The 13,843-nt window shown below is 65.8% G+C and carries 15 protein-coding genes; 7 read left to right on the top strand and 8 right to left on the bottom strand.

Annotation, left to right across the window (positions count from 1 at the left end):
• Window positions 1-32: 32 nt before the first annotated feature.
• The 3 genes from ntrC to dusB form a co-directional block, all read right to left on the bottom strand.
• Window positions 33-1,487, bottom strand: coding sequence for a nitrogen regulation protein NR(I) (gene ntrC, locus P0Y59_06170; GenBank protein WEK01268.1), 1,455 nt, complete (start codon window positions 1,485-1,487; stop codon window positions 33-35).
• Window positions 1,488-1,497: 10 nt separating this feature from the next.
• A complete protein-coding gene (locus P0Y59_06165) occupies window positions 1,498-2,496 on the bottom strand; it encodes an ATP-binding protein (protein ID WEK02511.1) in 999 nt (332 codons plus the stop codon).
• A 78-nt stretch (window positions 2,497-2,574) separates the two neighbouring features.
• Complete coding sequence (dusB, locus tag P0Y59_06160; protein ID WEK01267.1) at window positions 2,575-3,576, bottom strand: tRNA dihydrouridine synthase DusB; 1,002 nt, start codon at window positions 3,574-3,576, stop codon at window positions 2,575-2,577.
• Window positions 3,577-3,662: 86 nt separating this feature from the next.
• On the opposite strand from dusB, the gene P0Y59_06155 reads away from it, so the two are divergent.
• Window positions 3,663-4,817: a bifunctional 2-C-methyl-D-erythritol 4-phosphate cytidylyltransferase/2-C-methyl-D-erythritol 2,4-cyclodiphosphate synthase gene (locus tag P0Y59_06155; protein WEK01266.1), complete on the top strand. Its 1,155-nt coding sequence runs from the start codon at window positions 3,663-3,665 to the stop codon at window positions 4,815-4,817.
• A 2-nt stretch (window positions 4,818-4,819) separates the two neighbouring features.
• On the top strand, window positions 4,820-5,335 hold the full coding sequence (locus P0Y59_06150; protein ID WEK02510.1) for a CinA family protein: 516 nt from the start codon (window positions 4,820-4,822) through the stop codon (window positions 5,333-5,335).
• Here the strand turns inward: P0Y59_06150 and P0Y59_06145 are convergent.
• Both P0Y59_06145 and lipA read right to left on the bottom strand, forming a co-directional pair.
• Window positions 5,281-5,754 carry a type II toxin-antitoxin system RatA family toxin gene (locus P0Y59_06145; GenBank protein ID WEK01265.1) on the bottom strand — a complete coding sequence of 158 codons (474 nt, stop codon included), beginning with the start codon at window positions 5,752-5,754 and terminating at the stop codon, window positions 5,281-5,283. The genes P0Y59_06150 and P0Y59_06145 overlap by 55 nt on opposite strands.
• Complete coding sequence (lipA, locus tag P0Y59_06140) at window positions 5,754-6,698, bottom strand: lipoyl synthase (protein ID WEK01264.1); 945 nt, start codon at window positions 6,696-6,698, stop codon at window positions 5,754-5,756. Before lipA ends, P0Y59_06145 begins: the two co-directional genes overlap by 1 nt.
• Window positions 6,699-6,847: 149 nt before the next feature.
• On the opposite strand from lipA, the gene P0Y59_06135 reads away from it, so the two are divergent.
• A complete protein-coding gene (locus tag P0Y59_06135; GenBank protein ID WEK01263.1) occupies window positions 6,848-7,477 on the top strand; it encodes a carbonic anhydrase in 630 nt (209 codons plus the stop codon).
• Between the two features lie 45 nt (window positions 7,478-7,522).
• Here P0Y59_06135 and P0Y59_06130 read toward each other — a convergent pair whose 3' ends face one another.
• On the bottom strand, window positions 7,523-8,299 hold the full coding sequence (locus tag P0Y59_06130) for a polyphosphate kinase (GenBank protein WEK01262.1): 777 nt from the start codon (window positions 8,297-8,299) through the stop codon (window positions 7,523-7,525).
• A gap of 99 nt (window positions 8,300-8,398) precedes the next feature.
• Here P0Y59_06130 and P0Y59_06125 point away from each other — a divergent pair, with 99 nt between their 5' ends.
• Together P0Y59_06125 and P0Y59_06120 are read left to right on the top strand one after the other, a co-directional pair.
• Window positions 8,399-8,644: a type II toxin-antitoxin system ParD family antitoxin gene (locus P0Y59_06125; GenBank protein ID WEK01261.1), complete on the top strand. Its 246-nt coding sequence runs from the start codon at window positions 8,399-8,401 to the stop codon at window positions 8,642-8,644.
• Between the two features lies 1 nt (window position 8,645).
• Window positions 8,646-8,942, top strand: a complete 297-nt coding sequence (locus P0Y59_06120; GenBank protein ID WEK01260.1) for a type II toxin-antitoxin system RelE/ParE family toxin — start codon at window positions 8,646-8,648, stop codon at window positions 8,940-8,942.
• Between the two features lie 11 nt (window positions 8,943-8,953).
• Here P0Y59_06120 and aspS read toward each other — a convergent pair whose 3' ends face one another.
• Window positions 8,954-10,774 carry an aspartate--tRNA ligase gene (gene aspS / locus P0Y59_06115; GenBank protein WEK02509.1) on the bottom strand — a complete coding sequence of 607 codons (1,821 nt, stop codon included), beginning with the start codon at window positions 10,772-10,774 and terminating at the stop codon, window positions 8,954-8,956.
• Window positions 10,775-10,876: 102 nt separating this feature from the next.
• Here aspS and rnd point away from each other — a divergent pair, with 102 nt between their 5' ends.
• Together rnd and P0Y59_06105 are read left to right on the top strand one after the other, a co-directional pair.
• The gene (rnd, locus tag P0Y59_06110; protein WEK01259.1) at window positions 10,877-12,055 is read left to right on the top strand and encodes a ribonuclease D; all 1,179 of its coding nucleotides are present in this window, start codon (window positions 10,877-10,879) and stop codon (window positions 12,053-12,055) included.
• A 5-nt stretch (window positions 12,056-12,060) separates the two neighbouring features.
• Window positions 12,061-12,330, top strand: a complete 270-nt coding sequence (locus tag P0Y59_06105; GenBank protein WEK02508.1) for an I78 family peptidase inhibitor — start codon at window positions 12,061-12,063, stop codon at window positions 12,328-12,330.
• 13 nt (window positions 12,331-12,343) lie between these two features.
• Here the strand turns inward: P0Y59_06105 and P0Y59_06100 are convergent, their stop codons facing one another.
• The gene (locus P0Y59_06100; GenBank protein WEK02507.1) at window positions 12,344-13,810 is read right to left on the bottom strand and encodes a Ppx/GppA family phosphatase; all 1,467 of its coding nucleotides are present in this window, start codon (window positions 13,808-13,810) and stop codon (window positions 12,344-12,346) included.
• Between the last annotated feature and the right edge of the window lie 33 nt (window positions 13,811-13,843).

The following is a 13,843-nucleotide window of genomic DNA, read 5'->3' as shown; positions in this document are numbered from 1 at the left end:
TTGTTGCAAGGAAAACACACAAAGCGCACGGGTCAGCCGATATCCGCCTCGCCCGACCGTCCCGCGTCAGCATCGATCCCCAATGTATCGAGCCGCTTACGCAGCGTGTTGCGGTTGATGCCGAGCGCGCGCGCAGCGCGAAGCTGGTTGTGGCCATGCCGCGCGAGCAGCGCTTCGATCAGCGGGCGCTCCACCTCTGCGATGATTCTGTCGTAGAGGCTGCCATCGTCAAGCGCCGCCGGTTCCTCGCGCGCCAGGCGTTCAAGCCGGGCACGAACCGCCGCTTCGATGCCGGGGTCGCCGGGGAGAGCCGCCTGGGCCGAAGAAGCCGCGCCCATCATCGCCCGGACCTCGTCAGCGCCGATCCTTTCATCGCGACTCAGGACGGCGATCCGGCGCATGATATTCTCGAGCTCGCGGACATTGCCGGGCCAGTCATAGCTTTCGAGCGACGTGATGGCGGCGGCGTCGAGTTGCTTGCGCGGCAGGCCGCCCTCCGCGGCGCGGTCGAGGAAGTGGCGGGCGAGCAGCGCGATATCCTGCCGCCGGGCGCGGAGCGCCGGCAGGCTGACCGGCACGACGTTGAGGCGGTAGAACAGGTCCTCGCGGAATTGCCCGGTCGCGACGAGCTGGGCGAGCTCCCGATTGGTGGCGGCAACGATGCGGACATCGGCGCGGATCGTCCGCGCACCGCCAACGGTGGTGAACTCGCCCGATTGAAGCACGCGGAGCAACCGGGTCTGCGCCTCCATCGGCATGTCGCCGATCTCGTCCAGGAAGAGCGTGCCTCCTTCAGCCTGTTCGAAGCGGCCGGCGGAGCGTGCCTGCGCGCCGGTGAAGGCGCCGCGTTCATGCCCGAACAGTTCCGCCTCGATGAGTTCGCGCGGGATCGCGGCCATGTTGAGCGCCACGAAGGGGGAACGGCGCCGCGGCCCGAGATCGTGGATCGCGCGGGCGACCAGTTCCTTGCCGGTGCCCGATTCGCCCGAGATCAACACGGTCAGATCGTTCGACACGACACGGGCGATGATGCGGTAGACGTCCTGCATCGCCGGCGACCGGCCGATCAGCGGCAGGGCAGAATCGACCTCCTCGATACTCTCTTCGGGCGCGCCTTGATTGCGGGCAAGCGCGCCGTGCACCGCGCGCGCCAGCACATCGAGATCGAACGGCTTGGGCAGATAATCATAGGCGCCAACCTCGGTCGCGCGCACCGCGGTCGTCAGGGTGTTGCGGGCCGAAAAGACGATCACCGGCAGGCCGGGATGTTCAGCCGTCAGCCGTTCGACCCGATCGAGACCATTGCCGTCTGGCAGGACTACATCAGTGATGAGAACGTCGGGGAGGCCTGCCGCGAGTTGCACGTCCAGTTCGGCGAGCGTGGCTGCGGTGGTTACCCGATGGCCGTCGCGACGCAGCGCCTGCGCGACGACGGTGCGGATCGCCGAATCGTCGTCGACCACCAGGATCATGCCCTGGTTCTTCATAAGGAGACCTTCATGCTGATCCTCGGGGCAACAGGATGCGGAACACCGACTGGGGTGGCGATCCCTCCCGGGCATATTGCACGATACCGCCCATGTCGCGCACCAGCTTGTCGACGAGCGCGAGACCGAGTCCCTGCCCCTCCGGCTTTCCCGAGACGAACGGGTCGAACAGATGGTCGGCAATGTCCTCCGGCGCGCCGGGGCCGTTATCGATCACGCAGATCTCGATCGGCAAAGGCTGGCGCGGCCGGCCGGGCGCAGGACTGACCGCCATGCCGTGGCGATAGGCGGTAGCGAGCGTGATCCGGGCGTCGGCCTGTCCGACCATCGCCTCGGTCGCGTTCTTGATCAAGTTGAGCACGACCTGGAGGATCGCATCACGATCAGTGAGCACGGGCGGGAGCGAAGGGTCGAAACGTTCGTCGATGGTCACGTGCCGGGCGAACCCGGCCAGCGCCACGCGCCGGGCATGATCCAGCAGCGGATAAATATTCTCGGGATGAAGGCTCAGCGGACGGGTGTCGGTGAAATCCTGCATCCGGTCGATCAGCGCGGCGATTCGATCGACTTCGGTGGTGATCAGCGTGGTCAGTTCGTCATTGCCGCCACCGGCGAGAAGCTGGGCGGCGCCGCGGATGCCCGAGAGCGGGTTCTTGATTTCATGGGCGAGCATGGCTGCCGCGCCGACGGCGGCCCGGGTGGCCGAGGCACGATCGACCGACTGCCCCATCCGGCGCGAAGTGGCGCCATGATGAAGGGTGATCGACCGCCAGCCGGCATGGTCTGGCACGCGCGCCTCGATATAATCGACCATCACCCGCCCGCCGCGGACGATCTCGATTTCAGCATCGAAGGCGGAAAAGCCCTGATTGTCGCGTCGGCTGGGGCCACCGGGCGCGGTCAGTACGCTGTCCACCGGCTGGCCACGCATCGCGCGCTCCGACATGTTAAGCAGCACTTCGCACTCGGCATTGGCAAAGGCGATCCGCCCTTCCGGATCGATCACCATGACCGCGACCGGCAGGGCGGCGAAGAGACCGGCGAAGCTTGGCCCCGCCTTTTCCGTCACAAGGCGCCCGTCATGACGTCACGCCGCCGCGCGGCTGCGCCATGGTGCGTAGAATTCGGCGAGCATTGCCTGGACGGTCTTCGCATCGGGAATCTGGTTCACGCGGTTACGGAACTCGGCCGAGCCGTGCAGGCCCTTGGTGTACCAGCCGATATGCTTGCGCGCCATGTTGACGCCGACTTCGCTGCCATAGTGTGAGAGCATTGCGTCGTAATGCTCAGCAATCAGGTCATATTGCTGTTCGATTGACGGATCGGCGATACGCCGGCCGGTGGCGAACCATTCCATTACCTGCGCCAGCAGCCAGGGACGGCCATAGGCACCGCGGCCGATCATCACGCCGTCGGCGCCTGACTGTTCAAGCGCCGCCTCCGCGTCCTCGATCGAGCAGATATCGCCGTTCGCGATGACGGGGATGGATACCGCATCCTTCACGCGCCGGATGAACGCCCAGTCGGCCGTATCGCGGTACATCTGGTTGCGGGTGCGGCCATGGACGGTGACCATCTTCGCCCCGAGATCCTGTGCGATCTTCGCGAGATCGGGCGCGTTGAGGCTCGAATGGTCCCAGCCCATGCGCATCTTCACCGTCACCGGCACGCTGACCGCCTCGACCGTCGCGCGGATGATGGCACCGGCATTGTCGAGATCGCGCATCAGCGCCGATCCAGCGTCACCGCTGGTCACCTTGCGCACGGGGCAACCCATGTTGATGTCGATGATCGCGGCGCCACGATCCTCGCTGAGCTTCGCCGCTTCCCCCATCTCGTGCGGCGTGCAGCCGACGAGCTGCATCGATACCGGTTCCTCGACCGGATCCCATGCCGCCTTTTGCAGCGACTGGCGGGTCTCGCGGATCGCCGCCTGGCTGGCGACCATCTCGGTGACGTTGAGCCCGGAGCCGAAGCGCCGCACGATCGTGCGGAACGGCATGTCGGTGACGCCCGTCATCGGCGCGAGAATCACGGGGCGCTCGATCCGGACGGGTCCGATCTGGATGGGGGCGAGTGTCTGGGTCATGTGCCTGAAAAACGGGCACCCTATAAGGGAGGATGGCCCTGGCGGCAAGGCTGGCGGTGACCGTCCGGTTCGGCTAGGCGAACGCGATGACGCCAGGGGGTACCGCAGCGCTGATTGTCGCCGCCGGACAGGGCACGCGAAGCGGGGGCACCACGCCCAAGCAATTCGCCACGCTCGCCGGCAAGCCGATGATCGCCCATAGTTATACAGCCTTAGTGGCGCATCCCGGGATTTCCCGGGTGATCGTCGCGATCGGCCCTGACCAAGAAGAGGCGCTGGCGGAGGCGCTGGGCAACGCCGCGCACGTGACCGGCGGCGCGACTCGCCGCGCATCGGTACGCGCGGGGCTGGAGGCGCTGTCCGGCGACAAACCCGATCGCGTGCTGATCCATGACGCCGCCCGCCCGTTCCTGACCGGGGCGGTGATCGACCGGCTGCTTGCCGCGCTCGATACGCATGAAGGGGCAGTCCCCGCCCTGCCCGTAGCCGATACGCTGGCGCGCGGCGGGGAGACGCTGGGCGAGATCGTGCAGCGTGACGGCTTGTACCGTGTTCAGACACCCCAGGCATTCCGCTTCGAGACGATATTGGCCGCGCACAGAGCGTGGCAGGGCGATGAGCCGACCGACGACGCCCAGATGCTGCGCGCATCGGGCGACCGTGTCGCGCTCGTCGAGGGAGACATCATGCTGGAAAAGATCACCTATCCGGCCGATTTCGCGGCCGCCGAGGCGCGCCATGGAGCTGCCATGCGTGTTCGCAGCGCAACCGGGTTCGACGTCCACCGTCTCGTCGAGGGAGAGGAATTGTGGCTTGGCGGTGTGCTGATCCCGCATGACAAGGGGCTTTCCGGGCACAGTGATGCCGATGTCGCGTTGCACGCCATCACCGATGCGCTGCTCGGCACGATCGCCGAGGGCGATATCGGCACTCATTTCCCGCCGACCGACCCCCAGTGGCGCGGTGCCGATTCGGCGCAGTTCCTTGAACATGCCGCGTCGCTGGTCGCGGCGCAGGGCGGTATCATCGATTTCATCGACCTGACGCTGATCTGCGAGGCGCCGAAGATCGGACCGCACCGCGAGGCGATGCGCGCCCGGATCGGCGCATTGTTGCGGCTCAAGCCGAATCAGGTCAGCGTGAAGGCGACGACGACCGAGAGGCTTGGTTTTGCCGGCCGCGGCGAAGGCATTGCCGCGCAGGCCATCGCCACCATCAGGGTAGCAGGGGATTCGGCATGAGCATGGACACCATCCTCCCCGCCGAACTGGTCGCGGCCGCGCAGCGGGTGGTCGACGCGAACAAGGCGATCGGCCGCCATATCAGCGTCGCCGAAAGCTGCACCGGTGGGCTGGTCGCGGCGGCGATCACCGAAATCCCCGGATCGTCCGAAATCTTCGAGCGCGGCTTCGTTACCTATTCGAACGACGCCAAGATCGACATGCTGAAGGTCAGCCCGGATGTGCTCGAAACCTTCGGCGCCGTTTCGATCGCGACGGCGTGGAGCATGGCGCAGGGCGCGCTTGAGCTGAGCGGGGCCGATATCGCGGTGGCGATCACCGGCGTGGCCGGGCCGGACGGCGGGACCGAGAAGAAGCCGGTCGGGACGGTGGTGTTCGCCCGCGCCGAGAAGGGTGGCGATCCGGGGCATGTCGTCGCCGATCGCAAGGATTTCGGCGATCTCGGCCGGGGCGGGATCAGGCTTCAGGCGGCCTTGTGTGCGCTGGAATTGCTGCTGCCGGCGTCGGAAGGCCCGTAGAGCTTCGCCGCGCGCTCCTCGAACGCGCCGATCATCTTGCGCAGGGCAGCGCCGAATACCTGTCCTGCCAGCATTTCGAACATGCGGTTCTTGAAAGCGAAATCGACGCTGAAGTCGATCTCGCAACCGTCGGCGTGCGGGCGGAATACCCAGTCGTTGCGAAGATATTTGAGCGGGCCATCGAGATAATCGACATGGATTCGATCGGGCCTGGTCTTGGCGACCTTCGACGTGAAGGTCTCCCGCAGGCCCTTGAAGCCGACGATCAGGTCGGCGACCATCTCGGTCTCGCTGTTCGACCGGGTTCGCACCGCCGTGACCCAGGGCAGGAATTGCGCATAGCTCCCGACATCGGCGACCAGATCGAACATCTGTTCCCGCGAATAGGGAAGCCGGCGGGTTTCCGAATGGCGCGGCATCAGCCCTTCGCGAGCCCCTTCGAAAGCTGGGCCTCGCGCGCGGCCCGCATCTTCGCGAAATCGTCGCCGGCATGGTAGCTGGACCGAGTCAGCGGCGAGGCCGCGACGAGCAGGAAGCCCTTCGCGCGGGCGATCGCGGCATAGGCGTCGAAGGCCTGGGGTGTCACGAAATCGAGTACCTTGGCATGGCGCGGCGTCGGCTGGAGATACTGGCCCATGGTCAGGAAATCGATGTCGGCCGAGCGCATGTCGTCCATCACCTGATGGACTTCGAGTCGCTCCTCGCCGAGGCCGACCATCACGCCCGACTTGGTGAAGATCGACGGATCGTGGCGCTTGACCGATTCGAGCAGGCGCAGCGACGCATAATAGCGCGCGCCGGGACGGATCGTAGGGTAGAGCCGTGGCACGGTTTCGAGATTGTGGTTGTAGACGTCGGGGCGTGCCTCGACGATCGATTCGACCGCCGCCTGCGCCTTGTTGCGGAAATCGGGCGTGAGGATCTCGATCGTGGTCTTCGGGGTGGTGCGGCGGAGCGCCTGGATCACCTTCACGAACTGCGACGCGCCGCCATCCGGCAGATCGTCGCGGTCGACCGAGGTGATGACGATATGTTCGAGGCCCAGTTCGGCGGCCGCATCGGCGGTGTGCTGCGGCTCGAGCGCGTCGACCGCGCGCGGCATGCCCGTCTTCACGTTGCAGAAGGCGCAGGCCCGCGTGCAGGTGTCCCCGAGGATCATCACCGTCGCGTGCTTCTTCGTCCAGCACTCCCCGATATTCGGGCAGGCGGCCTCCTCGCACACGGTGTTGAGGTTGAGGCGGCGCATCATCGCCTTGGTTTCGGCGAAACCGGTGCCGGTCGGCGCCTTTACCCGAATCCAGTCCGGCTTGCGCTGGCGGGGGGCTGAAGGATTTTGAGGGGCGACGGGTGTCATCTCGTTCATGAGCGCCAGATAGCGATCCGGGCCCTCCCCCACAACCGTTGCGACCGAGCTTGTCGAAGCCCCGCATGATCTTCTAACGCGACCGCCAGCAATGTCCGGGCGAGCCTTGTCCGGAGTCGCGCGGCAGCCCGGGAGCGATCGGAGGTTCAATGAGCGGTTATCTTGATTTGCTTGACGGGTATCGGCGTTTCCGCGCCCATGACTGGGCGCGCCAGCGGGGACGCTGGGTGGAGTTGGGCTCTGGCCAGAATCCGCGCGTGATGGTGATCGCCTGTTCGGACAGCCGAGTCGACCCGGCCCAGATCTTCGATACGTCACCGGGGGAAATCTTCGTCGTTCGCAATATCGCCAATCTGGTGCCGCCGTTCGAATTAGACGGCAGTCGCCACGGCGTTTCGGCCGCGCTTGAATTCGCGGTGACTCAGCTCGAGGTCTCCGACATCGTGGTGATGGGCCATGGGTCGTGCGGTGGCGTCGAGGCAGCGCTATCCAGGCGGTTCGCCGGTCGGGCGCCAGGCGCCGGCGGGTTCATCGCGCACTGGGTCGACATGCTCGACGAGGCACGGGACCGGATCGTGGCTGAATATGGCGTTGGGCCGACGGCCGTGCGCGAAATGGAGCTTGAGACGGTCAGGGTGAGCCTTCGAAACCTGCGAACCTTCCCATGCATTCCGGAGCGCGAAAACGCCGGGACGCTCAGGCTGCACGGCGCCTATTTCGCTATCGCCGACGGGAAACTGCACGTGATGGACGAACTCGGCCACTTCGGGGCTGCGTAAGCGCAGCCCCGAGGCCGTTTCGGGAGGGCGCCAGGCGGTGGGACCCTATTTCATCCCCAATGCCTTGCGCGCCAGTTTTTCTACCTCGGGGTCGAGCGGCGGGGCGTCCATCGGCACCGAGGCTTCGAGCCGTTTGGCGATCACGGTGAGCGCGGCGATGCGGGCTGCCTTCTTGTTGTTGCCGTCGATCGCGTGCCAGGGCGCCCAGCGCGTGTCGGTACGGCGGAACATCTCCGCCATCGCATCGAGATACTCGCTGCGCTTGTCGCGGTTGCGATAGTCCTCCGCGCCGGTCTTCCAGCGCTTCCAAGGATGTTCGAGCCGGGCCTTGAGCCGCTCGTCCTGCTCCTCCTGGGTCACATGGACGAACAGCTTGATGATCGTCGTGCCCGAATCGCCCTGCTGCGCTTCGAATTCGTTGATCTCGTCATAGCCGCGCCGCCATTCGGCTTCCTTGGCGAAGCCTTCCACCCGCTCGACCAGCACGCGACCGTACCAGCTGCGATCGAACACCGCGATATTGCCGTTGGCGGGGAGTTTCTTCCAGAAGCGCCAGAGGAAATGATGGCCCAGCTCGTCAAGCGTCGGGGCCTTGATCGGCCAGACCTGGAAATTGCGCGGATCCCATTCGGAGGTGAGGCGCTGGACGATGCCCCCTTTTCCCGCCGCGTCCCAGCCTTCGAGCAGGATCAGCGCGCGCCGCTTGTGGACGATATGCGCGACCTGGATGTGCGCCAGCCGTTCCTGCAGCTTCGCCAGGTCGTCGTCATAGTCGCCGTCATATTTCTTGCCGGCTTCGTAATCGGAGAGGTTGATCGTCATGTCATCATCCTGTGACCAGAGCGACGCCGGGATCAACGATAATCCACGACCTTGACAAACTTTGCCAATATTTGTCATTCCACGGACTGGAGACAGTGCATGGCGACGATGAACATTTCACTTCCCGATCCGATGAAGCATTGGATCGAGGAGCAGGCTCGCAGCGGGCGTTACAGCAATGTCAGTGACTTCGTGCGCGACCTGGTCCGCCGCGAACAGGAGCGTGCCGACAAGATCGCGAATATGCAGGCTCTCGTCGATGAGGGGCTAGCCAGCGGCATCAGCGACGAATCGATGCAGGATATCCGTGCGCGCGCCAGGCGACAGGCAGGCCTGAGCCGATAAGGTGGCTACACGCTATCGACTGACGCGCGCTGCGGCTGACGACATGGTCGCGATCTATCTCGCCGGGGTGGATATGTTCGGTCCCGTCCAAGCCGAAAGCTATAGCGACGGCCTGGAATCAACCTTTCGGTTCCTTGCGGACTATCCGCAGGCGGCCCGTCTTCGCGCGGAAATGGCGAGGCCGGTTCGCGCCCACCCCTATAAATCCCATCTCATCATCTACTGCGCGGATCAGGGCGGCATCCTCATCATCAGAATACGGCACGCCCGCGAGGACTGGCTCGCCCAGACCGACTGAGGCCGAAAAGACTATTCCGGCCGTACCGCCTCGACCGCCGGCTTTGCCGCCTGCACTTCGACCGTCCGGATGTTGAGTTCGCGCAGCTGCTTCGGCGTGGCGAAGTTGGGCGCCCCCATCATCAGGTCCTCGGCCTTCTGCGTCATCGGGAAGACGATGACCTCGCGGATGTTCGGCTCGTCGGCAAGCAGCATCACGATACGATCCACACCCGGCGCCGAGCCGCCATGCGGCGGGGCGCCGCACTTGAACGCGTTGATCATGCCGGCGAAATTGCTGTCGACATCGGCGCGGGTGTAGCCGGCGATCTCGAACGCCTTGTACATGATCTCCGGCTTGTGGTTCCGGATCGCGCCCGACGACAATTCCACGCCGTTGCAGACGATGTCGTACTGATAGGCGAGGATATCGAGCGGGTCCTTCGTCTCCAGCGCTTCCATCTCGCCCTGCGGCATCGAGAAGGGGTTGTGGCTGAAATCGACCTTCTTCGCGTCCTCGTCATATTCGAACATCGGGAAATCGACGATCCAGCAGAATTCGAAGCGGTTCTGGTCGATCAGGCCGAGCTGCTCGGCGACGCGGGTGCGCGCCAGGCCAGCAAGCTTCGCCGCCTGCCCTTCCTTGCCCGCGGCGAAGAACACGCCGTCATCCGGACCGAGTCCGAGCGCATCGGCGATCTTCGCCATGCCCTCTTCGCCATGGTTGTTGGCGATCGGACCGCCGAACACGCCGGCCTTGCGAGTCGCATAGCCGAGACCGGCAAAGCCTTCGCTCTGCGCCCAGGCGTTCATGTCGTCGAAGAATTTGCGGCTCTTGTCCGCGGTGCCAGGCGCTGGGATGGCGCGCACGACGTCGCCGCCCTCGACGATCGAGGCGAAGCGGCCGAAGCCCGAGCCCTTGAACAGCTCAGACACGTCGGAGATCAGGATCGGGTTGCGCAGGTCGGGCTTGTCGTTGCCGTATTTGAGCATCGATTCGCGGTACGGGATTCGCTTGAACGGGAGCGCGGAGACGGTGCGGCCCTTGCCCTGCCAGTCGGCGAATTCCTCGAACACGCCGTGCAGCACCGGCTCGATCGCAGCGAACACATCGTCCTGGGTGACATAGCTCATCTCGAAATCGAGCTGGTAGAATTCCCCCGGGCTGCGGTCGGCGCGCGCATCCTCGTCGCGGAAACAGGGCGCGATCTGGAAATAGCGGTCGAAGCCAGCGACCATCAGCAGCTGCTTGAACATCTGCGGCGCCTGCGGGAGCGCGTAGAACTTGCCCGGATGCACGCGGCTCGGCACCAGATAGTCGCGCGCGCCCTCGGGGCTCGACGCGGTCAGGATCGGCGTCTGGAACTCGGTGAAGCCCTGGCCGATCATGCGCTGGCGCAGCGAGGTGATGACCTTGGAGCGGAGCATGATGTTGGCGTGAAGCCGCTCACGCCGCAGGTCGAGGAAGCGATAGCGGAGGCGGATCTCCTCCGGATATTCATTCTCGCTGGCGACCGGCATCGGCAGGTCGTGCGCGACTGACTGGACGACGGCCGCGTCGGCGCGGACCTCGATCGCGCCGGTCGCGAGGTTCGGGTTCAGCGCCTCCGCCGCGCGGGCGACGACGGTGCCGGTGATCGTCACGACCGACTCGTTGCGCAGCGACTCGATGACCGCGAACACGGGGCCGCTGACGTCGGTGACGATCTGCGTGATGCCATAATGGTCGCGCAGATCGACGAACACGAGATCGCCATGGTCGCGCTTCTTGTGGACCCAGCCTGACACGCGGACTTCCTGCCCGACATGTTCGGGACGCAGTTCGGCGCAATTATGGGTGCGATAGGCGTGCATGATCGTCTTCTCGTTCAAAATGTTCGGCAGTTACGCGAAGCGCCGCGCTTCCCCGTCATACGCCGCTTTGTCAAGGCGGCGACACATGTCTATGGCGTTGCGATGCATATCCATCCCCTGATCACCGACAGCGCAACCCTCGCCAATCTCTGCACCCGACTCGGCCAGGCCGACTTCGTCTGCGTCGATACCGAGTTCATGCGCGAGAACACTTTCTGGCCGGAACTCTGCCTGATCCAGATCGCCGATGTGAACGAGGCGGCGGCGATCGACCCGATGGCACCGGGGCTCGACATGACCCCGCTGCTCGACCTGATGGTGAAGAACGAGGATGTGCTGAAGGTCTTCCATGCCGGCGGGCAGGACCTCGAGATCATCTACAACCTGACCGGCAAGACCCCTCACCCGCTGTTCGACACCCAGATCGCGGCGATGGCGCTCGGGCAAGGCGAGCAGGTCGGCTATTCCAACCTGGTCGACGCCTATCTGGGCATCCAGGTCGACAAGGGCGCACGCTTCACTGACTGGAGCCGGCGCCCGCTCGATTCGCGGCAGATCGAATATGCGATCGGCGACGTCACCCATCTCGCGAAGATCTTCCCCAAGATGCTCGATCGCCTCCGCCGGACCGGGCGCGGCGCGTGGCTCGACCAGGAAATGGAGCGACTGGGTGATCCGAAAAACTATGCCAATGACCCCGAAGAGGCGTGGAAGCGCGTGCGAATCGCCGGGCGCAAGGCCGATGTGCTCGGCCGGCTCAAGGCGCTGGCACGGTGGCGCGAGCTCGAGGCGCGGAGCAAGGACCTGCCGCGCGGCCGGATCGTCAAGGACGAGACGCTGGCCGACCTGGCCGGCCATGCGCCGCGCAAGCAGGCCGATCTCGCCAAGGTGCGCGGTCTTTCCGCGACCTGGGCCGGAAACGATATCGGCGCACGGCTGATGGCCGCGCTCGATGCCGCGGAACCGATGAGCGTCGACGAGATGCCGGCGCGCGACGATCGCAAGCCGGGCCTGGGCAAGGACGGCGCGCTCGTCGCCGACCTGCTCAAGCTGCTGCTCAAGATCCGTTCCAAGGAAATCGACGTCGCCGCGCGGCTGCTGGCGCGCAGCGAGGATCTTGAGGCGCTCGCCGCCGGCCAACGCGACAATCTGTCGATCCTGGAGGGCTGGCGCTTCGACCAGTTCGGCCGCGATGCACTCGACCTTGTCGAGGGACGGCTTGCCTTCGCGGTGGTCAACAGCAAGCTGAAAATGACCCGGACCGAGGAGGTGACGTCGTGAGAATCATGCTGATCCTGGCCGCGCTGACGGCCTGCGCACCCGTTCCGCCAGCGGAAAAGCCCGCAACCGAGAGTGCGTGCAACGCCAATGCGGCCAATGCCATCATCGGCAAGGCCTATTCGGCGGATGCCGTCGAGAAGGCGCGAATCGCTTCGGGATCGAAGACCGTCCGCGTGATCCGGCCGGGCATGGCGGTGACGATGGACTATCGTATCGACCGGCTGAACGTCGATCTCGACGAGAAGGACGTCGTCACCGGCGTCCATTGCGGCTGACGGTCCCGCGCGCCTAGGCGGTAACGATCGGTTTCCTGCCGAGCGCGCTGCACAGCGCCGCGTGGCGGCGCTCGACCGCCTCGCCGTAAAGCGCCAGGTCGTCGGGCGTGACGTGGAGAGTCACGATCTCGCCGTCGTCAGTCAGGCGGGACCGGCGTAGCGGTCCGGCAAGCCCGCCGCTCAGCCGCTGCCCCAGTCGCATGGACAGCCCCCAGGTGATCGCCCGTCTGAGGTCGTCGGCCGGCGCCAGCAGATGAAGCGGCGACGGGATTTCTGTGCCGCCGCCGAGGCTTGTGAACAGCGCTTGCGCGACGATGGCGCGGCCGCGCGCGTCGATCGCGACCCAATTGCCGTGCAGCGCGATCTCGACGCCGCGTTCGGCCCTGAACTCGGGATTGGCGCGCCAGCCGACATCGGCAAGCAGGCACGCCGCGAGCCGCAGCCGCGCCTGGGCAGCCGAATCGCCAGTGAACAGGGGCGCGATCCAGTGATCGAGCAGGTCGCCATGCTCGGCGAAGCGCCCATGGCGCTGTCCCTCATCACGCGCGGCGACGATCAGGGGATCCTGCGCGCGGACGGTCTCGTCGAGCGCGCCGTAGAGCAGGCCCTCGCGCAGGCCGAAGGCCGAGACGATCGTGGTGTCGGACTGCAGGTGCTTGAGCAATACCGCGAGCAGCGCGGCCGCATCGCCAAGGGTCGTTGCCCGACCGGAGGAGAGACCCGGAATGGCGCGCAGCCAGCTTTTCGGCACATGGCTGATCGTGCGGCCCATGCGGGCGATTGCCGGCAGCGTCATCGAATATTGGTGGATCACCGGCAGCGAATAGCTGTTGAGGTGCATGTCGAGCCGCGCAAGGGCGCGCCATGATCCGCCGACCAGATAAAAGGGCAGCCCCTCGCCGCGCCCGAGCCAGCCGGCGGCTTTCAGCGCCTTGAATAGCTGGCGCTCCAGCGCGCCCTGCCCCTTCGCCCGAAACGCGCCGATGCGCAGGACCCCGAGCGGGAAGGACGCGCGATCGCGCACCCGCCCGCCAGAGACCCGGACCAGTTCGAGGCTGCCGCCCCCCAGGTCGCCGACGATGCCGTCAGCCTCGGGAATGGCCGACAGCACGCCATGCCCCGCGGCGGTGGCTTCCTGCTCGCCCGAGAGCAGCTCGACCTTGAGACCAAGCCCGCGGACGGTATCGAGCAGGACATGCCCGTTGGAGGCATCACGCACCGCGGCGGTCGCGACGGTGCGCAGCCGTGTCACCTCCATCTCGCGCGCGACAGCGGCGAAGCGGGCAAGCGCCTCGGCCGCCATGTCGAGCGCCGGTTCGGCGATCGCGCCGGTCTCGGCGAGGCCGCGGCCCAGGCCGGCCATCACCTTCTCGTTGAACAGGATCGCCGGCAGCCGTTCAGGCCCCTGATAGACGACGAGGCGAATCGAATTGGAGCCGATATCGATGATGCCGGTGCGCGGCTCGACAGCCGATTCCATTTTCGGCTTGCGGAACAAAACGGTGGCCACGCC

The sequence above is a fragment of the Candidatus Sphingomonas phytovorans genome, from assembly GCA_029202385.1.
GTDB lineage: Bacteria > Pseudomonadota > Alphaproteobacteria > Sphingomonadales > Sphingomonadaceae > Sphingomonas > Sphingomonas phytovorans.
The sequence above is the reverse complement of the archived record's forward strand: the minus strand, read 5'-3'. Positions and strand labels throughout refer to the sequence as shown.